This window comes from Agromyces laixinhei, from assembly GCF_006337065.1.
In the GTDB taxonomy this organism is placed as follows: Bacteria; Actinomycetota; Actinomycetes; order Actinomycetales; family Microbacteriaceae; genus Agromyces; species Agromyces laixinhei.
Genome location: NZ_CP040872.1, coordinates 3,047,759 through 3,070,411, shown reverse-complemented (window position 1 = coordinate 3,070,411; position 22,653 = coordinate 3,047,759). Strand labels below are relative to the sequence as shown.

Below are 22,653 nucleotides of genomic sequence, written 5' to 3'. Positions count from 1 at the left end.
CACGCATCATCCTCTTGGTTTGAGTTTCAGTCAAGTGAATTCTTGACGCTCGTTCAAATGAATCGAGCACGACCGCCGCCTGCGAGCGCTTCGGTGAGTTCGTCGACGAGGGCGATCGAGAGGTGGATGGTGGGTTCGTCGAGCAGCAGCACGTGGGGTCTTGCCGCCAGCACCAGCGCGAGGTCGAGGCGTCGTTGCTGTCCCATCGACAGCTCACCGATCCGCTTGCTCGACTCACGAGCGCGCAGGAGGCCGAGTTGCGAGAGCCCGATCGCTTCCGACGCATGCATCCTCCCTGCTGCGTGAAGCGCATCGACGTGGGTCGCGTAGACCTCACTCGCGCGCCGCTGCAGCGGCAGGTCGTTCTCTTGCCGCAGGTAGCCCAGACGTACGTTCTGCGGCATCCGAACGGAGCCGGTGTCTGGTTGCAGCTCGCCGGCGATGACGTCCAGCAGGGTCGACTTGCGTCGACAGCTCGGGAAAGTGGAACTGCTGCGGGGGCTCCGGCATCGTCACCGCGTGGGCTTCGAGCTGTTCCTGACGTCGGTGCACACTCTGCACGAGTCCGCCCGCGCGGGTCGCCCGCCCGTGCTTGTTCGTGCCCTTCTCCGGTCGCCATCCCGACACGAGCCGGTTCTGGGCGGAACTGAGGCGGTCGTGCAGTCGGGCGTGCTCGGCTTGTTGGCGGTCGTATTCCTGCTCCCAGCGTTCGCGCTCGGCCCGCCGTCCCTCGCGGTAGCCGGCGTAGCCGCCGCCGTGAACGCGCACTCGACCGTCCGGCGACGGGTCGAGGTCGACGATGGTCTCCGTCGAGTACGTGCAGCAGGGTGGACTTGCCGCGCCGTTCTCTCCCACGATCGCGCTGCGTGACGCCGGAGTGATGGTGAGGTCGACGTGACTCAGCACGGGCGTTGCCCCGCGCATCACGGAGATGTCTGAAGCGATGAGCTGTGCGCGATGGCGCGCCGGATGATGCCTGGTTCGGTTGAGCATTCGAATTCCTTCGATACGACGCACGGCACCTGACAGAGCGGGAACGTGCGCAAGTGACGACGATCCGTACAGGATCGAGAACGAGCGGCCGCCGCGAGCTCGGATCGACTCAACGAGCGCGGAGGGCCTGACTCAGCCGTCACAGGAAGTACAAATGCATCAGACGATCGATTCTGTGTACTGTTCGGCCGCAACGATCGGCACGACGTGCGCGGACATCCCGAGCTTGAGGCAGCACGGGTCGTTCGTCGTGGCCGTAGATTTGCTGCATGCGCATCGTCGTCTCGGGCACGCACGCGAGCGGCAAGACCACCCTCATCGACGACTTCGTCGCTGCGCACCCCGAGTTCGAGCGGTGGGGCGACCCGTTCGAGCTCGTCGACGCCTCGCTCGACGAACCCGACGCGTCGACGTTCTTCGAGCAACTCGTGTCGAGTACTCGCCGGTTGACGGCGACGGATGCCGCAGACCGCCCGGTCATCGCCGAGCGAGGGCCGATCGACTTCCTCGCGTACCTGGCGGCGCTCGAGTCGTTGCGCCGGGGCGGCCGGTCGGCCACGCTGTTCGAGCGCGGCTTCGGCCCGACCGCGGAGGCGATGCGGCACGTCGATCTGCTCGTGGTGCTGCCACTGCATCATCGCGATGCCCTTCGGGTCGCCGACGACGACGACCTCGAGCTTCGCGCGGCGATGGATGAGGAGCTGCTCGAACTCGTCGACGATCCCGATCTCGTGGGCGAGCGCACTCGCGTCATCGAGGTCAGCGGCGACCGTGCGGCGCGCCTCGCGGCACTCGAGCGCGCCCTCGTGGACGGGAGCTGATCATGGCCCGCAATGCCCTGCATGACGACGAACTTCCCATCGATGGCGACGTCGTGGCGTCGCTCATCCACCGAGAGCGCCCCGAGTGGGAAGATCTCCGGCTGGCCCCGGTCGGTGGCGGCACCGACAATGTGCTGTTCCGCCTCGGCGACGCCCTGTTGGTACGGCTGCCGCGCACGCCGGGCGGTGTCGCCTCGCTGCGCAAGGAGCGCTCGTGGTTGCCACGCCTTGCCCCGTCGCTGTCGTTGCGGGTGCCCGAGCCGGTGCACACCGGGTCACCGCACGATGAGTATCCGCTGGAGTGGTCGGTGTATCGCTGGATCGAGGGCGCACCGCCGGCACCCGACACGGTGAGCGACTGGGCGCGGTTCGGCGCCGAGCTCGCCGGGTTCGTCAGCGCGCTGCACCGCACCGACCTCATGGGAGCCGAACGGGCCGACGAACTCAGCTGGTATCGCGGCGGCAGCCTCCGGGAAACCGAGCAGTGGATGGGGCCCAACTTCGATGATGCCCGCCCACTGGTCGATGCCGACCTCGACGTCGACCGGCTCGAACGCTGGTGGCGCGACGCGCTCGCGCTGCCCGATTCTTCGGCGGCGCAGGTGTGGCTGCACGGCGATCTGCGCCCGGTTAACCTGCTCGCACACTCCGGACGCCTGCATGCGGTCATCGACTTCGGCGCCCTCTCGGTCGGCGCCCCCGACGCCGAACACGCTGCCATCTGGGACTACCCGCTTCCGGCGTGCCTCGCCTACTGGGACGCGCTCGACCTCGACGAGCCGACCTGGCTGCGTGCCCGCGCGTGGGCGATCGCCGTCGCGATCAGCGGCATCCCGTACTACTGGAACACCTACCCCGAGTTCGTCGCCGAGTGCCGGGCGCGGCTCAGTGCGATCCTCGCCTTCGGTGAACGGTGAACGGTGAACGGATGCCGCGACGCGACGCACTGCGGCGTCAGCCGCGCCGCGAGAGGCAGTCACGGGATCGAACCCATTCATCGGCTCTCCAGCGTGTCCACGTCGATGAGTACACGACGACGGGCGAACGCGGCTGGCACCTTCTCGGGTTCGGGGGCGAGCGCATAAGGCCCGACACCGAACACCCATGAACGCTTGAGGAATCGGTCGGAACGCTCCGCCCAGCCTGGGATCGGAAATCTCTCCTCGGGTTGGCAACATTGTCTGGGAGCAGTGCGGTTCGCTCAGGCTCTTCGAAGCGTTCTACCCCGGAGACTCGCTGAGCGATCGCGCCAGGGGAATCATCGAACGTATCCTGCAGCGATGTCACAACCCCGCGACATCCGGTGTCTTCATGTCGACAGGCCGTTCGGAAACCGAATCCGGCCGTCGACGATCGAAGGAGGACACGATGACCACCGATACCCGAATTCCGCCGACCGAGCTCACCGGACTCTTCGGCACCGTCGTGAAGGTCGGAGCCCGCCGGATGCTCGGCAGGGTGCCCGACTCGATGGGCGTGCTCGCACACCACCCCGCCCTCATGCGGGCGTCGATGGGCATCGGCCGCAAGATCGAGTCGCTGCACGAACTCGACCGCAACCTCGCGTCGTACGCCGTCATGGCAACAGCGGCGACCATCGGCTGCAGTTGGTGCCTCGACTTCAACTACTACAAGTCGCACAACGAGGGCCTCGACGAGGAGAAGGCCAGGCACGTGCCGAACTGGCGCGAGGCATCCGTGTTCACGCCCCTCGAGCGCCACGTCATGGAATACGCCGAGGCGATGAGCCAGACCCCGCCAGCCGTCACTGACGAGTTGTCGGCCACGCTGCTCGACGAACTCGGCCCAGCCGCGCTCATCGAGCTCACCGCCAAGGTCGCGTTCATGAACATGAGTTCGCGCATGAACGTCGCGCTCGGCATCCATTCCGAGGGCTATGCCGACTCGTGCGAGCTGCCGCCGCTCGCCGCCCGCTCGTCGGAGACGGACGGCGTTCAGGCCGATGTCGTAGGGTCGGCGACATGACCGACGATCTGTTTGTCACCCATCGCGGCCTGCTCTTCACGGTCGCCTACGAGATGCTCGGCTCCGCGGCCGACGCGGAAGACGTGCTGCAGGATTCCTGGTTGAGATGGAATCAGGTCGACCGCAGCGAGGTGCGCGATCCCCGCGCGTACCTCGTGCGGATCGTGACTCGGCAGTCGCTCAACCACCTGCGCACGTCGGCGCGTCGGCGCGAGTCGTACGTGGGGGAGTGGCTGCCCGAGCCGCTGCTCACGAGTCCGGATGTCGCCGACGACGTCGAGCTCGCCGAGAGCGTGTCGATCGCGATGCTGACGGTGCTCGAGACGCTGGGTCCGACCGAACGCGCGGTGTTCGTGCTGCGCGAGGTGTTCGACGTGCCGTACGACGAGATCTCCGAAGCCGTCGACAAGTCGCCGGCGGCCGTGCGGCAGATCGCCCACCGCGCGAAGGAGCACGTCACCGCCCGCCGCCCGCGTGTCGCGGTCGATCGCGCCGAGCAGGAGGCCGTCGTCGCGAAGTTCCTCGCCGCGGCCAATTCGGGTGACCTGCAAGGGCTGATGGACGTGCTCGCACCCGACGTGGTCTCCGTCGCCGACGGCGGCGGACTCGTGCGCGGTGCCGCGCCCCGGCCGATCCACGGAGCCGACAAGATCGCCCGCTACCTGATCGGCGGGCTCGCGAAGCTCGGGTTGCCGTTCGAGGGAAAGCCGACCTGGGTGAACGGGCATCCTGCGGTTCGCGGCGAGATCGGCGGCGAGCTCGCCGGCACGATCTCGTTCGAGATCGAGGGCGGGCGCATCACCCGCATCTTCTCGGTCGCCAACCCGCAGAAGCTCGGTCGGCTCGACGTGGCGGCGCAGCTGGTGCGGTAGCACGGCACCACCCAGACGTCCTGAACGGCTCGGCCGCCGAGAACCCAGCCGAACTCGAGCTCGCCGCGAACGCCGAGTGGCGCGTCGCTCACACGGCGTCACCCCGCAGCTTGCGCCGGTTCGTGATCTCGGATGTCGCGACGATGACGGCGAGCACGATCACCGCAGCGGCGATCGCGAGCGCTGCGTCGACCACCGCAGCCGCGATTCCAAGCGCGATCGTCAGCAGCAGCGCGGGAATCGCCCAACCGAGCACCGCGCGAAGCTGCCGCCCGAAGCGGAGCGAGATGACCGCGTTCGTCGCGTAGAAGACGGCGATGCCCGCGCAGAGGGCGATGGCGGATGCCCCGGGCAGCACCTCATCCGGGTGCTGGATCGCACTGTCGAGCGCGCCCGAGATCGCCGTCACGCCCGCGACGATGAGGAACGGCAGGAAGGCGACCGTGTCGCGGATCGCCCGGTAGTCACCGGCCGCGCGCAGGTCTTCGAGACCGACGCGCATCGCATCGGTGCCGTACATGAAGAACGACCACGCGAGCAGCGAGATCACGCCGAGGCCGAGTATCGCAACGATTCCCGAGGCAAGGCCCCAGCTCTCGTTGAGCGCGGCGACGCTCGAGAGCACGGACTCGCCGAGCACGATGACCACGAGCAGCCCGAACCGCTCCGAGAGATGCTCGGTGTTCATGCGCGGCAGCACCCGGGCGGCCCAGTTGCTGCTCGAGGTGACGAGCAGCGTCACCTCGACGACGATGCTGAGGCCCCAGAGTGCGAACATCCACGGACTCGGCAGCCAGATCGACACGAACCAGAGCACAGCCGTTGCGCCGTTGTAGATGAGCAGGCGCGTTCGCGACGCTGCGCCGACGCGCCACGACTGTGCGATCCAGAGGCCGAGCAGCACGAGCCGCAGCGCCGCGTTGCCCGCGGCGAAGAGCCACGCACGCTCGCCGGTCGCCTCGGGGGCGGCGACCGCGATGGCACCGACCGCGAACATCGCGGCGAGCATCACGAGTGCCAGCTGCCGCCGGCTGAGCGACGGCATGATGTTCACCGTGAAGGTCAGATTGACCCACGACCACCACACCGAGGCGAACAGGGCGGTGAACAGCAGCAGGCCGGCGACCGATGGGTGGTCGTGCAGCGGGTGGGCGAGTTGGCCGACGAGCGCCACGAAGATGAGGTCGAAGAACAGTTCCATCCAGTGGGCACGTGACGGATCACGGTCGGTGACCGCGATCTGCTCGGATGCTTCGGCGCTCATCGGTCGGCCCGCATCAGGCGCCCTCAACCCCGGCCATCGGCAACCTCCTCGTTCGCCTCTTCGCCGCACACGCTACGCCGTTGCGGCGCTCGCGTCGCGTTTCGTCGGGTGCGAGCACAATGGAGGCATGGTCGAGATCTCCGACGACGACTTCGAGCGAATGGTGGCCGACGAGTTCGATGCGCTCCCCGACGACATGGTGCGCGGGCTCGAGAACGTCGGAATCGTCGTCGAGAATCAGCCGATGGGGGAGCGGCCACGGCTGTTCGGGCTGTACCGCGGGCATCCGCTGACCACGCGCGGCGTCTACGGTTTCGGGGAGCTACCCGACCGCATCACGCTCTACAAGAACAACCTGCAGGAGCACAGCTCCGATCTCGACTCGCTGCGTTCGCGGGTACACATCACGCTCGTGCACGAGATCGGTCACTACTTCGGGCTCGACGACGCGCGGCTCCGAGAGCTCGGCTGGGCGTAGAGCGGGTGGATGTCCCGCCGCGGGCACGTGACTTGCAACTTCAAGGTTGCAGTACGACCCAGAATGTGCAACCATTGAATTGCAGCAATGGAGTTCGCTGCAGGAATCCATCGAAAGGAAGATCATCGTGACCATGACTGACAACGCGGCATCCGTCATCGACGAGGGCACGTTCACCGTGCGGCGAACCATCCGCATCGCCGCGCCCGTCGAGAAGGTGTGGGCAGCCGTCACCGAGCCCGAGCACATCTCCGATTGGTTCGGGCGCACCGTACTCGACGGGACAGGCGCCGGCGCACAGGGCACCATCACATTCCCCGAGTACGGCTCCGTGCCGTTGCGGGTCGAGGCGGCGGATGCCCCGCGCCTGGTGTCGTACCGGTGGAGCAACGACGACGCACTCGGGCGCCGCGTCGACACGCTCGACGATCGCTCGACGGTCTTCACCTTCACCCTCGAGGCGGTGCCCGGTGGCACCGAACTCACCGTCGTGGAGACCGGATTCGACCGCACCTCCGATCCGGCCGCCAATATGGCGAGCCACGCCGAGGGCTGGGTCGTCGAGCTCGACAAGCTCGTCGCCCTGCTCGAAGGTGACGCGTGACCACCGGAACGCTGGTCCCGGTGTTCGCCGCACTCGGCGACGAGACCCGGTGGAGCATCCTCGCGGCCCTCGGCGAGGGCGACGCATCCGCGTCGGCCCTCGCCGGGCGCCTGCCCGTCACCCGTCAGGCGATCGCCAAGCACCTCGCTGTGCTGGAGGAGGCCGGCCTCGTCGAACCGGTGCGGGTCGGCCGTGAGGTGCGGTACCGCGTGCTCGGCTCGCAGCTGAGTGCCACCGCGCATCGACTGGATGCGATCGGTGCCGAGTGGCAGCGCCGTCTCGTCGCGATCAAGGAGATCGCCGAGGGGCTGTAGCCCGCGCGTGCTCGACCTGGGGTTCGACGCCGTTCGCGGCGGTTCGCGGCTGCAGAATGGCGAGCGGCACGGTGTCGGCGAGCCACTCCAGCGCGCGGTCGGCCGACCATCCTCGATCGACCGTCAGCGACAGGTAGGTTCTCGGACTCAACAGCGTGACGAGCACGTCGGTGGCCGAATCGACGTCCAGTGCGCCTCGAAAGGCGCCCTTGGTCGCGACGTGCTCGACGACCGTTCGGTACCCCTCTGCACGGAGTCGCTCGAGTTGCTCGAAGGCGGCCGCGGCGTCGGGGTCGGCCGGGGCTGCAGACCGCGCCACCTCGTTCATGGCGCTCGCCCTGACGAGGATCGCGCCTCCGTGTCGAACGAAGCCGGCCAGCACGGCGTATGGATCGGGCTCCTCGAGGAGTGCGCGGAACCACTCCGTTCGCTCGGGCGGGATGGGTGCTTCGTCGCCGAGCACGGCGACGCTCACCGCCGCGGTGAGCAGCTCTCCCTTCGTGTGGAAGACGAAGTGCACGGTCTGCACCGCGACCCCGGCGCGTGCGGCGATCATCGACATCGTCGTGCCCTGGTAGCCGTTCGCGGCGAACTCGGTCGTCGCGGCGCTGATGATGGCGGCCCGGGTGGCCTTGGCCCGCTCCCGCCGGGTCGGCGGAGTGCGCTCGGCGTCGGCATCCTTGACTCTGCTCATGGAGGCGAGCATACTGTATGCATTCACTAGTGAATGTCACTAGTGAAAAAGACAGCCTTCGTTCGGCTGTGCCGAGAGGGCTCCAGCAGGAGTTGAGCGACATGTTTGCAGTGATCGGAAAATGGGACGTTCCGGGCTCACGCGAAGACGCCATCGAAGGGCTGACGTCGAATGTGATCCCGTTCATCCGCACGTTGCCGGGCTTCATCAGCGCCCGGTTCGCGCGGGCGGTCGACAGCGGCTCGTACTACAGCTATCTCGTCTTCGACGATCGCCCGAGCGCCGAGCGATTCGTGACGGTTTCGGCTCCTTCGCGCCGGCCGGCCCAGGCTGAGGCGGGGGTCGAGCGAGTGGCGGAGTTCGTCGTCGTCGAAGTTCTGGCAGATGTCGATGCCGATGCCGCCGTGCCTGCGTAGCGAAGTCGCGGCATCCGCTGTCTGATCACCGCGGCCCGCGTCGCCGGAACACCCCGGCGAGCAGGGCGTGCAGCAGCGGGATCGCCGAGACCGCGATCAGCACGCCGCCCCACACCGGCTCGTCACGGCGAAGCAGGATGCCGCCGATGAACAGGCCCGCGAACACCACCGCCGAGACGATCCGCCCTGCCGTGCGCTCGAGCCGCGCCATCCGCTGCTCGATCCGCGGCGAGTTCGCGACGAGGCGCCCCTCCTCCACGCGGTCGGCGAGCGCATCGAGGCGCTTCGGCAGCCGCGCGAGCGTGCCCGCGAATGACAGTGCCTCGTGCCCCAGCGCCTGCACGATGTTGCCGCGCTCGTCGCGCAGGAGCTGTGCGGCGTAGGGCTCGACGGCGTCCCACATGTTGAAGTCGGGGTCGAGCGAACTGCACATGCCCGACGTCAACGACATCGCGCGGATGATGAGCAGGAAGTTCTCGGGCAGCTGGAACGGCAGGGCCCGCATGACCTCGCCGAACTCGATCGCGAAGCTGCGCAGCTCGTGCTGGTCGACCTTCTGGAGTTCGGCGAGGCCCATGCCCCCGAAGCGCGCGAACAGCTCGGCCATCGCTCGCTCGAGCTCCGCCGTCTCGGCCGACGGCAGCAGGATGCCGACCCCGCGGATGGCCTCGACCAGACGTGTGCCGTCACGCGCGGCGACCGCGAGCATCAGCTGCTGCAGGCCGCGGCGCAGCCCGTCGGGCACCTCGCCCATCATGCCGAAGTCGATGAAGGTCAGTCGATACGCCGGCTCTGCGGCATCCGTCACTTGCTCGACCGGCGTGACGAAGATGTTGCCGGGGTGCGGGTCGGCGTGGAAGAAGCCGTCGCGGAAGAGCTGGTCGAACATGACGGCCGCGAACTGCTTCGCGACCGCCTTCGGGTCGATGCCCGCTGCCACCAGGGCATCGCGGTCGTTGATCTTGATCGCCGTCACGTCGGCGAGCGTCAGCACGCGGCGCGTCGTGCGCTCCCAGACGACTTCGGGCGCGGCGACTCGCGGGTCGCCGGCGAAGCTCTCGGCGAACCGCTCGGCGTTGCGCGCCTCCTGCAGGTAGTCGATCTCCTGCAGGCTCGTGGCCGCGAACTCCTCGACGAGCGAGGGGAGATCGACATGGCTCGAGACGAAACGCACGCGGCTGAGCCAACCGGCGACGCGGCGCAGCGCCGCCAGGTCGACATCGACGATCGTCTCGATGCCCGGTCGCTGCACCTTGACGACGGCCTCCTCGAGCCCGGTGTCGGCGGCATCGATCGCGGAGAGCCGCGCGCGGTGCGCCTGACCGAGGGATGCCGCCGCCAGGGGTGTCTCGTCGAACCAGGTGTACGCGCGCTCGAGCTCAACACCCAGCTCGGCCTCGGCGAGGCGCCGGACCCGGTCGAACGGCACGGGCGGTACTTCGTCCTGGAGCCCGGCGAGCTCGCGCGTGATCTCGGGCGGCAGCACGTCGAGCCGAGACGACAGGTACTGGCCGACCTTGATCATGAGACCGCCGAGGTCGACCGCGAGCACGTGGAAGCGCTCGGCGATGCGAGTCAACCGCGCCTCTCTGCTGCGCGCCGCAACCTTCGCCATGCCCAGGCGGGGCAGCACCAGCTCGAACCACCAGGTCTGCACGATGTGTCGTGCGGCGAACCGCAGGATGCGTCGGTAGCGCGCCCGCGTGTTGCCGACATCGGGCGTCGAGTCTCGTGGGCTCCGACGTGCCGAGGGCACGGAGGTCAGCTCTGAGCGAGGATCGAGTAGAGACGACGACGCGCGTCGTCGATCACTTCGACGGCCTGAGCGATCTGCTCGGGAGTGCCCGTGCGCCCGAGCTGCGCCGCCGCCTGCGCGAGTTCGATGCCGGCCTTCGGCAGCGCCCCCATCGGCCCGGAGTCGCGTGCGCCCGAGGTCTGCCAGGGCGCCGGGCGATCAGCGGATGCCTCGGCCTCGGCCTGGCCCGCTTCGGTCAGCGAGTAGGTCTTGCGGCCGTTCGACTCCTCGGCGCTGATGAGCCCCTCATCGGCGAGCAACTGCAGTGTCGGGTAGACCGAGCCCGCGCTCGGCTTCCATGCCCCGCCGCTGCGCTCGGCGATCTCGCCGATGATCTGGTAGCCGTGCATCGGCCGCTCGGCGAGCAGCGCGAGCACCGCCGCGCGCACGTCGCCCCGGCCCATCCGCGGGGCGACCTTCTGCTCGAACATGCCGCGAAGCTGATCTATCGCCTCCCAGAGATTCGGCCCCGGGTGGCCCTGCCCGTGCCCCCACCCGCCGGAATGGCCGGTGAAGCCGTTGCCCATGTACGAACCGCTCATGATGACCTCCCTGAACCGGGCGCTCGCCCGCGTCTCAACGATATGTCAACGATATATCGTTCGGCCCTCGTTGTCGATGACTATCCGCAGCTGCGTGCCTCGTATTCGACGGTGCCGGTGGAGGAGGCGGCCGTGCCGTCGAGCGTCGCCGTGACGGTGACGTCGCCGGCCGGCACGCTCGGCGCCCGCGATGCGAAGGCGTGTGTCGCATGCTTGCCGGCTGCGATGCTCGCGAACGACTTCTCGCCGAACTCCGACTGCATCGTGAGCGAGATCGGCACGCTTTCACCGTTCGTGGCCCTGACCGTGATGTACGCCTTCGAGGCGATGCACCGGGTCTCCGCCGTCACCTCGACGGCGACTGTCCCACCGGGCACGGTGGTCGGGCCGGCGGTCGCCGGCCTGACGCTGGTGCCGAGGGCGTTGGTCGCGAAGACCTCCACGCTGACGCTCGCACCCTCGGCAAGACCGTCCAGCCGGGCGGAGGTGTCGCCGGCTGCGAGTTCGACGCCGGGTTGCGCCTGTCCGTCGACGGTCCACACCACCGTGTAGCCCGTCACCGGATCGCCGCCGGCGCTCACAGGCGGCTGCCACTGCGCCGACGCGCCGCCTGCGGAGGCGACGAGCGAGAGCTCGGCCGGGGCCATCGGCGCACTCGTCGGGTGGGCGAGCGCGAAGGCGGTCTCGCTGAGCTCCGCGAAGGTCGCCGGTGCTTCGGGGGAGTCCCATGTGCGCTGGCCGAGCGGCAGCAGCCACGGCACGAGCTGGTCCCAGACCTCCTCGGGGGTCCAGTAGTCGGGGTCGTCGGCCCACACGTGGATGCCGGCGCCGAGCTGCTGCTCGTTCTCGGCGGGAATGACGCTCGTCGAACCGCCGGCGTCGTTCATGAAGCCGTTCGGCTGCCAGTTGTCGTAGATCCCGCGCGGTGAGTGCTTGTCGTGCGTGAGGTTGTCCCAGTTCTCACGGATGATGAAGTAGTAGTCGCCGTGGGCATTGACCACGGTGTAGCCCTGGTCGATGAAGTCCTGGGCGTTCATCTCGCGCCAGTTGTGGCCCCACACGCTCCAGATCTCCACCTCGATGCTCGTGTCGAGCGGCACGAGCGCATTGGGAAGGTCGACGCCGTCGTTCCACACTCGCGGTTGCTTGCCCTGGCTCGCGACGAAGGCGCCGAGCTCGTTGATGAAGTGCGTCGCGCCATCGTGCACCGTCGCCTGCGAAGAGCCTGCGACCTGCCGCGCGTAGGCGAGGAGCTGCGGGGTGTTTCGGCTCGTGATGGGAGTGAGGAAGTACTCGTCTCCGCCGATGTGGAAGCGATCGCTGTCGGGGAACATCGCCATCGTGTCGCTGATGATGGTGCGCAGGAACTCGGCGGCCTCGGGATTGGAGTAGTCGAGCGCCTTGGTCACCTTCGCCCCGGAGCTGAGCTGGAGCTGGAACTGCGGGTAGTTGCGCAGGATCCAGTCCATGTGCCCGGGTCCGTCGATCTCGGGGATGACCTCGACGTGATGCTCCTCGGCCACGGCGAGGATCTCGGCGAGCTCGTCGGCGCTCCACGCGTCGGGGCTCGCCGTGTTCGGGTAGCTGGGCACGACGACGCGGAAGCCCTCGTTGTCGTTGAGGTGCAGGTGCAGCGTGTTGAGCTGGTTCCACGACATCTCGCGGATGAAGTCCTTCACCCAATCGGGGCTGTAGTACTTGCGGCCGACGTCGAGCATCACCGAGCGCTCGGCGTAGGCCGGGGCATCCACGACCGTGACGGGCGAGAGTTCCGCCTGCGCGCGCGTCGCCTTCGCCAGGGTCGTGACGCCCCGCGCGACGGCATCGGCGGTGGCTCCTTCGACGCGCACCACGCCGTCGATGTCGATGCGGTAGGCCTCATCCGCCCCCTTCGCCGGGATCTCCACCCCCGAGAGGTCGGGGTCGCCGACGGTGAGCACGACGTCTCCTGCCGCGGGTGTGCCGCTCTCGACGATCTCGGGCAGAGCGCTCAACCCGGCGGCTCGCGCGAGCCCCGAGGCGAGCAGGGCGGCGGAGTCCGCCGTCTGCGGCGAGTCCACGAAGATCTTCGTGGTGTCGGTGATGGCGAACGGGTCACCGGCCTGCGGTGCGGCGTGCAGCACCGCAGGGCTGGTCGCCGTCCACGGGAAGTCGGCCGTGGGTTCCGGCGCGTCGCTCGGCACCGGCGCCGTGCCGATCGCCTCGATCATCGGGGCGAACTCGTTCCAGGTCGGCGCACTCTTCGGGGAGTCCCAGATGTTCTGGGCGAAGGAACGGAACCACAGGCCGGCCTCGGCGGCGACCTCCTCCTCGGTCATGGAATCGGGCTGGTCCGCCCAGATGGACATGATCGCCCCGCCGAGCGGCAGGTTCTCGGCGAGCACGGCGTCTTGCCCGGGGGTTCTCATGACGGTGCGCGGAGTCCACAGCTCGTAGAGGCCCGACGGAGACTTCTTGCCGGTCTCGTTGCGGCCGCCCTCGGTGAGGATGAAGTAGAGGTGGTCGCCGTTGCGGTTGACCACGTCGTATCCGGCGTTGATGAAGTCTTCGACACCGGGCAGCCAGTTCCGCCAACGAACCCACGAGTCCACCTGAACGCTCCGGTCGACGTCGATGACGCCGTCGCCGGGCTCGATGTGGTCGTTCCACATCTTGGCGCGCTTGCCCTTCTCGGCGAGCAGGCTCACGAGTTCGTTCATGTAGGCGTCGAAGCCGTCGAGCAGCGTGGCGTCTGGGGAGCCGGTGGCCGCCCGGGCGTACTCGAGCAGTTGCGGCGAGTTCGCGGCGGTCACGTGCTCGGCGGGCGGCTGCCAGGGCGCGCCGTAGTATTCATCGCCGCCGATGTGGAACCAGGGGCCGGGGAACATGTCGGCGATCTCGCCGATGATGTCCTTCGTGAACTGGCGCGCCTCGGGCTTGGAGTAGTCGAGGTGCCCGGCGTAAACGCTTCCATCGGCGCGAACGAGCTGGAGGTCGGGCCGCGTCGAGAGCGCTGCGTCCAGGTGCCCGGGTGAGTCGATCTCGGGGATGAGGGTGATGTGGTATTGCTCGGCGACCTCCACCAGGTGGGCGACATCCGCCTTGGTCAGTGCCGGGTCGTCCACGATGTCGGGGTGCGAGTCGAGCTCGACGCGGAACCCCACGTTGTCGCTCAGGTGGAGGTGGAGGGTGTTCATCTTGAGCCACGAGAGCTCGCGGATGCGCTCCTCGAGCCACTCGGGCGTGAAGTACTTGCGCCCGACGTCGACCATGAGGCCGCGCTGGGCGTACCCGGGCTCGTCGACGATGACTCCGCCGACGCCGCCGTCGGTGCGCAGCGACTGCAGCAGGGTGCGGGTGCCCCAGAAGACTCCGGTGTCGCTCGGGCCGACGATCTCGAGGCTCTCACCTGCGGTGAGCCGGTACGCCTCCTCGGTGGCGGTGCCGTCGACCGCGTCGAGCGCGAGCACGATGTCGCCGGCGGCCGGCTCCCCGTCGGTGGTCACGACCTGGATCCACTCGATGCCCGTCTCGGTCTCGAGCTCGTCTGCGAGCGTCTGCGCGTCGTCGGCCAGGGCTTCGGCGTCGGCGGTGCGCACGAGGACTCGGGTCGACTCCGCGGGCTGCCATGCGGTCTCGCCCGGCGCATACTCCTGCACGGCCGGGATCGTCTGCGGCTGCACCGCCGGGTCGGGCGCGTCGCTCGGGCTGAACGCCGTCATCGTGGCGACGACGGTCGCAGCGGCACCGATCAGGGCGATAGGGCGCGTCATGGTTCGGTTCACGGAGAATCCCCCTCGTGGGCTTGTGAGAACGCCGTCGTCCCGGGCCAACGCTGGCGACTACGAGTAACTATAGGGAGAGGGTGAAATAAGTCAAGGGCGTCGAAGTTCCTGAGAACGGATGCCTCGCGCCGCACGTGGGCCGCAGGGAACGGATTGCCTCGCGCGGCACGCGGCCCGTCACATCATCGTCTGCAGCAGCTGCGTGGCCCGCTGATTGTCGGTCGTCGCGAGCACGACGCGGTTCCTCGTGGCCACGTATGCGAGAGAGATGTTGATGCCGGCGTCGGCGAGCGCACGCGCCATCGCCCCGAACGTGCCCGGTGTGTCGATTTCGGGGTCGGGCAATGCCGGGCTGACGAGCACGTCGGTCTCGGCCTCGACTGTGATGCCGGCACCCTCGAGCGCGGCGCCGGCACTGGCGGCGTCGTCGACGAGCACGTGCACGGCGCCGCGGCCGCCCTCCATGATCGCGCAGAAGCCCTCGATGTTGACGCCCGCGTTGCCGAGTGCCTCGCCGAGTCGAGCCCCTTCGCCGGGTTCATCGGTGAGTGTGACCAAGAGATCTTTCGCCATGACGGCACCTCCTTCTCGGATGCCTCAGGTCTACGCCCGCGCCCGCGGCGCGTCAACGCGGTGTGCCCGATCAGGCCGGGTCGAGGCGCAGCACCGTCGCCGACTCGCCGACGGTGAGGTCGTCGATGATGCGGATGCCGCGTGCGAGCTCGTCGACGGCGCCGATGACGGTGCCGAACCGCTCGCGATCGCTGCACACCGCAGTCACGCTCACGAAGTGCGAACCGAGATCCCACGTGTATGTTGCGAAGGGCAGGCGACCGCCCGGCGGCAGCGGCATGGAGAGCTTCTCGCCGATGCCGAGGTAGGTGCCGCGAAACTTCTCGGAATCGTCGTACTCGATCGGCAACGACGCGCGGGCGGCCCGCAACTGCGGTGTCGCCGTCTGCACCTGCGCCATCGCCACGACCAGCTCGGGGTCGGCCTTCCAGACCCACACGAGCACCCGGCCTCCGGCCTTGCGCATCAGGAACGGAACGGCCTGACTCATCGCCCACGCGGTGAAGCCGCCAGCCCCGGACGGCGCCGCGCCGGGGCCCTTGGCCTGCGCCAGCAGCATCCGGATCGCCGCTTTGCGGTGGCGGCGACCGCGGAACCCGAGGGAGTCCGTGACGGGTACCCACTTGGTTCGGTCGGGCTCTGCGTGGAGTCGGGGCACGCGTCAAGCCTACGAGGCGACGCTCGGAACGGATGCCGCGTAGGGTCGGAAGGCGTGAACCACTCGGGCCCGTCGACCTCGCTTCCCGTCTGGCGCGAGCGCGGCATGCCGGCACTGCTCATCCTGACCGCGGCCGGCTTCGCCGGGTACGCCGTGCTGTTGCCGGTGGCGCCGCTGTGGGCTGTGCACGGCGGTGCCGACGAGGCCGGTTCGGGGCTGGTCAACGGTGTGCTGCTGTTCGTGACGATTCTGACCCAGGGCTTCGTGCCGCGGCTGCTGCGCCGCTTCGGGGCGGCGCTCGTGCTCGGGGTCGGGCTGGCGCTGCTCGGCGGTCCGTCGTTGCTGCAGCTGCTCTCCGACGATCTGTGGTGGATCCTGACCTTGTCGGCGGTGCGGGGCTTCGGCTTCGGAATCCTCACGGTGTGCGGCTCTGCCGCCGTGGCGCATCTCGTGTCACCTGCTCGGCACGGCGCCGCCATCGGCGTGTACGGCGCAGCGATCGCGGTGCCGCAGGTGCTGCTGCTGCCGATCGGGCCGTGGCTCGCCGACACCGTCGGGTTCTGGCTGGTCTTCGCCCTCGGCACCCTTCCGCTGCTCGGCATCGGATTCGCGCCGGCCCTCGCCCATGCCTGGCACGGCGCAATCGACACGCCGGAGCACCACGGCGACGGCACGGCCGACACGACGACAGGCGAAGGCGACGGCGCCGGCCGCAGGTCGTGGATGCCGCGTGGGCTTCTTCGACCCATGCTCCTGCTGCTCGCGGTCACCCTCGCCGGCGGCGCACTCATCACCTTCGCGCCGCAGATGGTCTCCACGCCCGCGGCCACGACTGGCGGGCTCGCGCTGTTCACGGTCGCCGCCGCGATCAGCCGGTGGGGGATCGGCGGCCCGGCCGACCGGCACGGTACCCGCCCGTTCGTCTGGCCGCTCGTGCTCGCGACATCCGTGGGGCTTGTTCTCGTCGCGTTCGCCGTGTCTGACCCCGCGGCGACGCTGGTGCCGTTGTTCCTCTGCGGGATGGCGCTGTCGGGCGTCGCCTACGGGGGGCTGCAGAACCTCACGCTCCTGCTGTCGCTGAACGCCGTGCGGCGCGAGGAGTACGACACGGTGAGCGCCGTGTGGAACATCGGTTTCGACGCAGGCACGGGTGTGGGGTCGATGCTCATCGGCTCGCTCGCGGCCCGACTCGCCTTCGCCCCCGCGTTGCTCGTGGCCGCGGCGGCCTCGCTCGCCACACTGCCGTTGGCGTTCGTGCGCGGCCGCCGGTCGCCGGCAGACGACGGCACCCCCTGACGCTTGCTCTCGCAACGCACCGCCTACTTGCGCTCGAGCTCCACGGTCTTCGTCACGCCCATCGCCGTCCCACTGGACGAGGTCGCCGCTCGTGACAGGAGAAGTCGCCGCTCGTGACAAGAGAATGAGTATGCCAGTTCCGCCTCGTCGATGAGGTGTGATGTCTCACGATGAGGGGGAACTGGCACAGCGTTGGCCGAGTTCCTCTCGGGGAAGGGTTCTACGTCGGATCCGCGTGCGCGCCTCGTCCGCGCCTCGCCGGTGTCTCGGCCGACACCAACTTCCCCGACGTCGGGCCAGCCCGTTGATGCCCGCGCAGTGCGCGACGACCTCGCACCCCCTCGAACGCTCGCGTCAGCCCGTCGACGTCACTGATGTCGACCCCGGTTCCGCTGCCACGGTCGACTGGTCTGCGCGTCGCCGCGCTGGTGCGTTTGCAATGGCCGCCGCTGCATCCCGATCTCGTGGCGATCCCGACCGTGCGGCCCGAGTCGACCCGCGACATCGCGGCGGTTCACCGCCGCCGTCAGGCGGATTCGCCGGCGTTGCAGGTTGTGCTGGATGCGGTGAGGGCGGTTGCGGGGGGTCGCGCAGACTGACACCCTTCTGGTTCTCCCTTGCGCGAACGCGTTGGTCGGAATCGCTATGCCAGTTCCGCCTCACCGTGAGGTTGTGATGAGGCGGAACTGGCATAGCTCGAGGCGGATGTCGCATCGGTCGGGGTTACTGGGCGAGTGTCGTTTCGGCCAGGGTTTGCTTGCTCGGACGTCTCGTGGGCCAGGAGGTCGGGGTCGCACGTTGCGCGCGCCCCGCGTTCTCAATACCTCGACCCGCCTTCCATCACGGATTGCTTGGCCGCGTGGCGACCCCGACGTGCCGGGTGAGCTGCGGCATCCGTAGCTCTCACACGAGATACCAAGCTGATACCAGCGCGGCTAGAATGAGTCGCAACCCGGATGACCGCGGAAGGGGCCGAACATGGCGATGACATTGCGCCTCGACGACGAGCACGACCGCATGCTCGAAGCACTGGCCGCGAAGTTCGGCCGGTCGAAAACTGAAGTCGTCGAGATCGCGCTCGACGAACTTGCCGCGCGCGAAGACAAGTCCGCCCGCAGTCGTGCCGCGTTCGAGCGCGTACGCACGCGTGACGCCGCCCTGCTCGAGCGCCTCTCCCGGTGACCGAGTACCTCGATCCCGAGGATGTGGAAGCTCTGCTCGATGAGGAGGGCTTCCATTACAAAGACGGCGCTCGTGGCCGCAACCTGCTGCTCTCGGCGCTCGCGACCCCGATGCCGGTGTTCGGCGAGGAGGTGCATCCGACCCTCGACGAGAAGGCGGCCGCGCTGCTGCTGGCGGTGAACCGCAATCATGCGCTCGCTGATGGCAACAAGCGCCTGGCATGGTTCGTGACGGTGGCGCTTCTCGAGCTCAACGATGTCGATCTGGTGGTGGACGACGTCGATGCGGCCGATCGGTTCCTTCGCGCGGTCGCGTCGGGTGACGTCAGGCCGGAGGACGCGGCCAGGTGGATCCGGGAGCGGATGCATCCGTTCTCATAGTCCGTTCGTCGTCCCTCACGACATCGGTTGCGTCGGGCTGAGTACCCCGATCGCTCAGCCGCCGATCCGCAGGTCCCGCCACCCGAACCCGCGGCGCTCGGGCAGGCTCTCCCGAATCTGCTCTGCCGTGAACATGCGCCGCGGTCGCAGGTCGACGAGGGGCGCCTTCATCGTCCACTCGGTCACCCGCGCGAGGGCGTACTGTGCCCACACTGGCCACGGCACCACGATCACGCGGCGATCGACGACGGATGCCACGCGCCGCACGGCCTTCGATAGCAAGAGATGCTCGGCGCCGAGCCGACGACGGCGACGGTCTCATGCGGTATCCGCAGTGCGCAACGACCTCGCAGCCCTCGAACGCCCGCGTCAGTGCGTCGACGTCGCCGGTGCCGCCGGTGATCGCAGTGCGGGGTGAGTCACGTCGTGAATCTATGCTGCAGTCGCCGTGGGACTCGTCGCCTCAAAGCGGGTCCGCGGAAGTCGCCAGTTTCGACGGGGTTACGCCAGCCGCTGGTAAGGGTCGACTTTCTCGTGCGGCCGTTCGATCATGCTATTGGTCGAGAAGGCGAGCCGCGTACGCATTGAGGCTCGTGCCATGCCTCAGTGCTTCGGCGGCCAGCTTGCGGTGGATCGCCGGGTCGACCCGAAGGTTCACTCGCCCAGAGTACGTGCGGTCGGCCAGCGGCTCGGGGACCTCTGCACCAGACTCGAGCATGTCATCGATCACGGATGTGACGACGTCTTCGAGCCCACGGAGCGCGTCGATCTGAGTTGCTGCCAACCAGGAGAGTGATGGGAACTCGGCGATGGTCGCGACGAACTCACCATCGGTTGCACTCCATTCGACGGAGTAGCGGTAGTGCTCGACTGCCGGTCGCTCAATGGTGTTGTCCACGAGAGTCGTTCCCCTTCTTCGATCTTCTCGATTGAGGCCACAGCGCAATGGTGCCACAACTGGCACCAGCGCTCAAGTCACTCGGATCCGACCGCAACGAGCGGCGCCCGCGTTGCCTGGCCAGGTGAGTTCGCGGGAGAGAGTATCCGACGCGGTCGCCCCTCCACGTGCCGATCCAGACTGCATCGTCGATTTCGAGAGCCGTCGACGCGTTGCCTGCAGTCCAATAGGCACCGTCACCCAAGTGACGACGGAGAGCCGTGAGACCGCGCGGCTGCTCTTGAGGGGAATACCCACGCCCTCTCCGCGTTGAACTTGAGCGTACCCAACTCAAGTTCCAGCCAGGAGGACGCAGTTGCCCGAAGACTTCACACCCCAGGGCGGCGATGAGACCAACTCGTTCGACGAGTTCCTCAGCCGCTACCTCGAGGGCGAGCGTTCGCGTCAGGCGCGGTCGATCGACCTCAGCCGCTTCCTGACCGCCCGCACGCAGGGCATCCTGCAACAGGCAGGACGCTTCGCGCTCGAGCGCGGCCAGACCGAGCTCGACGCCCTGCACATCCTGCGTGTCATCGTCGAAGACGAGGCCGTCACGCAGGCCATCGAGGGCATCGGCGTCGCCCCCGAGCGCATCATCACGGCGACCGAGGCGCGGCTGCCCGCGGCATCCGATGCTGCTGACATCAACGCGGCCACAATCACCCCGAGCGCCTCCCGCGCGCTGTTCCACAGCTACCAGGTGGCGCGCTCGGCCGGCTCGACCTACATCGACCCCGAGCACCTCTTCTTCGCGCTCGTGCTGGGGCAGGATGCCCCCGCCGGGCAGGTGCTCGCGCGCGCCGGCGTCACCGCCGAGGCCCTCACGCAGGGCATTCGCGAGACAGTCGAAGCAGGCATGCCGAGTGCCGATGGCGAGACGGATGCCGCAGGCACCGGCGCCGGGGCATCCGCGACCCCGATGCTCGACAAGTTCGGCACCGATCTCACCGAGCTGGCCCGGGAGGGCGACCTCGACCCCGTGATCGGACGCGTCGACGAGATCGAGCAGACGATCGAGATCCTCAGCCGCCGCACCAAGAACAACCCGGTGCTGGTCGGCGAGGCCGGCGTCGGCAAGACCGCAATCGTCGAGGGTCTCGCCCGCGCGATCGTCGAAGAGAGCGTTCCCGAGCAGCTGCTCGGCAAGCGCGTCATCTCGCTCGACCTGCCCGGCATGCTCGCGGGCACCCGCTACCGCGGCGACTTCGAGGAGCGCCTCACCAAGACCATGGACGAGATCGCCGCGGCAGCGTCTTCCAAGAACGGGGGCGGGCTCATCGTCTTCGTCGACGAGGTGCACAGCATCGTCGGCGCGGGCGGTGACGGCGGCGGTGGCGGCATGGACGCGGGCAACATCCTGAAGCCGCGCCTCGCGCGCGGCGAGCTGCACCTCGTGGGCGCGACCACGCTCAAGGAATACCGCCAGATCGAGAAGGACCCGGCTCTCGAGCGCCGGTTCCAGCCGGTGCGCGTGGGCGAGCCGTCGATCGAGGACGCCGTGCAGATCCTGCACGGGCTGCGCGGTGCGTATGAAGAGCACCACGGCGTCAAATACACGGATGCCGCGTTGCGGGCGTCAGTCGAACTGTCGGCCCGTTACCTCACCGACCGGGTGCTGCCCGACAAGGCCATCGACCTCATCGACCAGGCCGGGGCGCGCCTGCGCCTGCGGCTCGGTGTGAAGGTCGACGTCTCGGCGCTCATCGAGCGGCTCGCGTCGCTCGAGGCCGACAAGAACGCCGCGGTGCAGGCCGAGCACTATGAGGAGGCCTCGCGTATTCGCGACGAGATGTCGAAGGTGCAGGCGAAGCTCGACGAGGCGTCCGAGACCGGCCGTGCTGCGGCATCCGCCGGGCTCGGCTCCGACGCGACCGAGCGTTCGACCGTGATCGACGAGGCTGAGATCGCCGCGGTGATCTCGCGGGCCACCGGCATCCCGGTGAACCGCCTCACCGAGAGCGAGCGCGAGCGCCTCGGCGACCTCGAGGGCGAGCTGCACGCGCGCGTCATCGGTCAGGACGACGCGGTCACCGCCGTCGCGAAGGCCGTGCGCCGCAGCCGCACCGGCATGGGCGACGCGCGCAGGCCGATCGGCAGCTTCCTGTTCCTCGGGCCGACGGGTGTCGGCAAGACCGAGCTGGCGCGTGCGCTGGCGTCGTCGCTCTTCGACGACGAGCAGGCGATCGTGCGCTTCGACATGAGCGAGTTCGGCGAGCGGCACACGGTGTCGCGACTCGTCGGCGCCCCTCCCGGATACGTCGGCTATGACGAGGCCGGCCAGCTCACGGAGCGCGTGCGGCGCAACCCGTACTCGATCGTGCTGTTCGACGAGATCGAGAAGGCGCACCCTGACGTGTTCAACCTGCTGCTGCAGGTGCTCGACGACGGACGCCTCACCGATGGCCAGGGCCGCACGGTCGACTTCCGCAATACGGTGGTCGTGATGACCTCGAACCTCGGCAGCGAGTTCCTCGCGTCGCGGTCGGGTGCGCTCGGCTTCGTTGCGGGGTCGGATGCCTCGGGGTTCGCGTCATCCGACGACGTGAAGGCCCGTGTGATGGGCAAGGTGCGCGAGGCCATGCGGCCCGAGTTCCTGAACCGCATCGACGAGATCGTGCTGTTCCAGAAGCTCGACGAGCCGCAGTTGGCTTCGATCGTGCGCCTCATGCTCGGGGCGACCGCGGCGCGGCTCGCGGCGCGCGAGGTCGCGTTCGAGGTGACGGATGCCGCGGTGTCGCTGCTCGCTTCGCGCGGGTACGAGCCCGAATACGGTGCCCGGCCCTTGCGCCGCGTCATCCAGCGCGAGATCGATGATCGCATCAGCGACCTGTTCGTCAGCGGTGCCCTCGGCGACGGCGAGGGTGTGCGAGCGGATGCCGCAGACGGCGAGTTCGTCATCGTGCCCGTGCCGCGCGCGACGGTGCAGCTCGCCGCCTGACCCGCCTGTCGAGGAGGCGCGCCACCCGTCTCGAGGCTTCTGACCGACGGTTGAACGCCGCCGGCCGCGGTGCCGAAGTGCCGAAGTGCCGAAGTGCCGGAGTGCCGAAGTGCCGGAGTGCCGAAGTGCCGGAGTGCCGAAGTGCC

22 protein-coding genes and 1 pseudogene are annotated in these 22,653 nt (G+C 68.6%); 13 read left to right on the top strand and 10 right to left on the bottom strand.

The window, feature by feature from the left end; genetic code table 11:
• Window positions 1-83 precede the first annotated feature (83 nt).
• Window positions 84-807: pseudogene (locus FHG54_RS14590) on the bottom strand (ATP-binding cassette domain-containing protein); the annotation flags it as partial.
• 455 nt (window positions 808-1,262) lie between these two features.
• Here FHG54_RS14590 and FHG54_RS14585 point away from each other — a divergent pair.
• The 4 genes from FHG54_RS14585 (at window position 1,263) to FHG54_RS14570 (ending at window position 4,672) form a co-directional block, all read left to right on the top strand.
• A complete protein-coding gene (locus FHG54_RS14585) occupies window positions 1,263-1,814 on the top strand; it encodes a DEAD/DEAH box helicase family protein (protein ID WP_139417912.1) in 552 nt (183 codons plus the stop codon).
• 2 nt (window positions 1,815-1,816) lie between these two features.
• Entirely contained in the window at window positions 1,817-2,731 is a 915-nt protein-coding gene (locus FHG54_RS14580) for an aminoglycoside phosphotransferase family protein (protein ID WP_139417911.1), read from the top strand.
• 451 nt (window positions 2,732-3,182) lie between these two features.
• Window positions 3,183-3,800 carry a carboxymuconolactone decarboxylase family protein gene (locus tag FHG54_RS14575; protein WP_139417910.1) on the top strand — a complete coding sequence of 206 codons (618 nt, stop codon included), beginning with the start codon at window positions 3,183-3,185 and terminating at the stop codon, window positions 3,798-3,800.
• Complete coding sequence (locus FHG54_RS14570; RefSeq protein WP_139417909.1) at window positions 3,797-4,672, top strand: RNA polymerase sigma-70 factor; 876 nt, start codon at window positions 3,797-3,799, stop codon at window positions 4,670-4,672. The genes FHG54_RS14575 and FHG54_RS14570 overlap by 4 nt, the downstream gene beginning before the upstream one ends.
• 88 nt (window positions 4,673-4,760) lie before the next feature.
• Here the strand turns inward: FHG54_RS14570 and FHG54_RS14565 are convergent, their stop codons facing one another.
• Window positions 4,761-5,936, bottom strand: coding sequence for a low temperature requirement protein A (locus tag FHG54_RS14565; protein ID WP_139417908.1), 1,176 nt, complete (start codon window positions 5,934-5,936; stop codon window positions 4,761-4,763).
• A 127-nt stretch (window positions 5,937-6,063) separates the two neighbouring features.
• Between FHG54_RS14565 and FHG54_RS14560 the strand changes: the two genes are divergently transcribed.
• From FHG54_RS14560 to FHG54_RS14550, 3 genes are all read left to right on the top strand, one after another.
• Window positions 6,064-6,414, top strand: a complete 351-nt coding sequence (locus tag FHG54_RS14560; protein WP_139417907.1) for a metallopeptidase family protein — start codon at window positions 6,064-6,066, stop codon at window positions 6,412-6,414.
• Window positions 6,415-6,547: 133 nt separating this feature from the next.
• Complete coding sequence (locus tag FHG54_RS14555) at window positions 6,548-7,018, top strand: SRPBCC family protein (protein WP_139418491.1); 471 nt, start codon at window positions 6,548-6,550, stop codon at window positions 7,016-7,018.
• Window positions 7,015-7,332, top strand: a complete 318-nt coding sequence (locus tag FHG54_RS14550) for an ArsR/SmtB family transcription factor (RefSeq protein ID WP_139417906.1) — start codon at window positions 7,015-7,017, stop codon at window positions 7,330-7,332. The genes FHG54_RS14555 and FHG54_RS14550 overlap by 4 nt, the downstream gene beginning before the upstream one ends.
• Here the strand turns inward: FHG54_RS14550 and FHG54_RS14545 are convergent.
• Window positions 7,307-8,026, bottom strand: a complete 720-nt coding sequence (locus FHG54_RS14545; protein ID WP_168197192.1) for a TetR/AcrR family transcriptional regulator — start codon at window positions 8,024-8,026, stop codon at window positions 7,307-7,309. The genes FHG54_RS14550 and FHG54_RS14545 overlap by 26 nt on opposite strands.
• 29 nt (window positions 8,027-8,055) lie before the next feature.
• Between FHG54_RS14545 and FHG54_RS14540 the strand changes: the two genes are divergently transcribed.
• Window positions 8,056-8,442, top strand: coding sequence for an antibiotic biosynthesis monooxygenase family protein (locus FHG54_RS14540; protein WP_139417904.1), 387 nt, complete (start codon window positions 8,056-8,058; stop codon window positions 8,440-8,442).
• Between the two features lie 25 nt (window positions 8,443-8,467).
• On the opposite strand, the gene FHG54_RS14535 is transcribed toward FHG54_RS14540, so the two are convergent.
• The 5 genes from FHG54_RS14535 to FHG54_RS14515 all read right to left on the bottom strand — a co-directional run bounded on the left by FHG54_RS14535 (window position 8,468) and on the right by FHG54_RS14515 (window position 15,774).
• A complete protein-coding gene (locus FHG54_RS14535) occupies window positions 8,468-10,198 on the bottom strand; it encodes an ABC1 kinase family protein (protein WP_233437789.1) in 1,731 nt (576 codons plus the stop codon).
• A gap of 5 nt (window positions 10,199-10,203) precedes the next feature.
• Window positions 10,204-10,779: a PadR family transcriptional regulator gene (locus tag FHG54_RS14530; RefSeq protein ID WP_139417903.1), complete on the bottom strand. Its 576-nt coding sequence runs from the start codon at window positions 10,777-10,779 to the stop codon at window positions 10,204-10,206.
• Window positions 10,780-10,859: 80 nt separating this feature from the next.
• Window positions 10,860-14,531: a family 20 glycosylhydrolase gene (locus tag FHG54_RS14525; RefSeq protein WP_139417902.1), complete on the bottom strand. Its 3,672-nt coding sequence runs from the start codon at window positions 14,529-14,531 to the stop codon at window positions 10,860-10,862.
• Window positions 14,532-14,720: 189 nt separating this feature from the next.
• Window positions 14,721-15,116, bottom strand: coding sequence for an amino acid-binding protein (locus FHG54_RS14520; protein ID WP_139417901.1), 396 nt, complete (start codon window positions 15,114-15,116; stop codon window positions 14,721-14,723).
• Between the two features lie 70 nt (window positions 15,117-15,186).
• Entirely contained in the window at window positions 15,187-15,774 is a 588-nt protein-coding gene (locus FHG54_RS14515) for a hypothetical protein (RefSeq protein WP_139417900.1), read from the bottom strand.
• 54 nt (window positions 15,775-15,828) lie between these two features.
• Between FHG54_RS14515 and FHG54_RS14510 the strand changes: the two genes are divergently transcribed.
• The 4 genes from FHG54_RS14510 (at window position 15,829) to FHG54_RS14495 (ending at window position 18,632) form a co-directional block, all read left to right on the top strand.
• Window positions 15,829-17,070, top strand: a complete 1,242-nt coding sequence (locus FHG54_RS14510; protein WP_233437788.1) for an MFS transporter — start codon at window positions 15,829-15,831, stop codon at window positions 17,068-17,070.
• Between the two features lie 374 nt (window positions 17,071-17,444).
• Entirely contained in the window at window positions 17,445-17,669 is a 225-nt protein-coding gene (locus FHG54_RS14505) for a type 2 periplasmic-binding domain-containing protein (RefSeq protein ID WP_139417899.1), read from the top strand.
• A 379-nt stretch (window positions 17,670-18,048) separates the two neighbouring features.
• Complete coding sequence (locus FHG54_RS14500; RefSeq protein WP_139417898.1) at window positions 18,049-18,252, top strand: ribbon-helix-helix protein, CopG family; 204 nt, start codon at window positions 18,049-18,051, stop codon at window positions 18,250-18,252.
• Complete coding sequence (locus FHG54_RS14495) at window positions 18,249-18,632, top strand: type II toxin-antitoxin system death-on-curing family toxin (protein WP_232331526.1); 384 nt, start codon at window positions 18,249-18,251, stop codon at window positions 18,630-18,632. Before FHG54_RS14500 ends, FHG54_RS14495 begins: the two co-directional genes overlap by 4 nt.
• Before the next feature lie 54 nt (window positions 18,633-18,686).
• Here the strand turns inward: FHG54_RS14495 and FHG54_RS14490 are convergent, their stop codons facing one another.
• On the bottom strand, window positions 18,687-18,914 hold the full coding sequence (locus tag FHG54_RS14490) for a hypothetical protein (protein WP_139417897.1): 228 nt from the start codon (window positions 18,912-18,914) through the stop codon (window positions 18,687-18,689).
• A 271-nt stretch (window positions 18,915-19,185) separates the two neighbouring features.
• Window positions 19,186-19,530 (bottom strand): type II toxin-antitoxin system HicB family antitoxin, encoded by a 345-nt coding sequence (locus FHG54_RS14485; protein ID WP_233437787.1) that lies wholly within the window; start codon window positions 19,528-19,530, stop codon window positions 19,186-19,188.
• 355 nt (window positions 19,531-19,885) lie between these two features.
• Here FHG54_RS14485 and FHG54_RS14480 point away from each other — a divergent pair, with 355 nt between their 5' ends.
• Window positions 19,886-22,507 (top strand): ATP-dependent Clp protease ATP-binding subunit, encoded by a 2,622-nt coding sequence (locus tag FHG54_RS14480; protein ID WP_139417896.1) that lies wholly within the window; start codon window positions 19,886-19,888, stop codon window positions 22,505-22,507.
• Window positions 22,508-22,653: the final 146 nt, after the last annotated feature.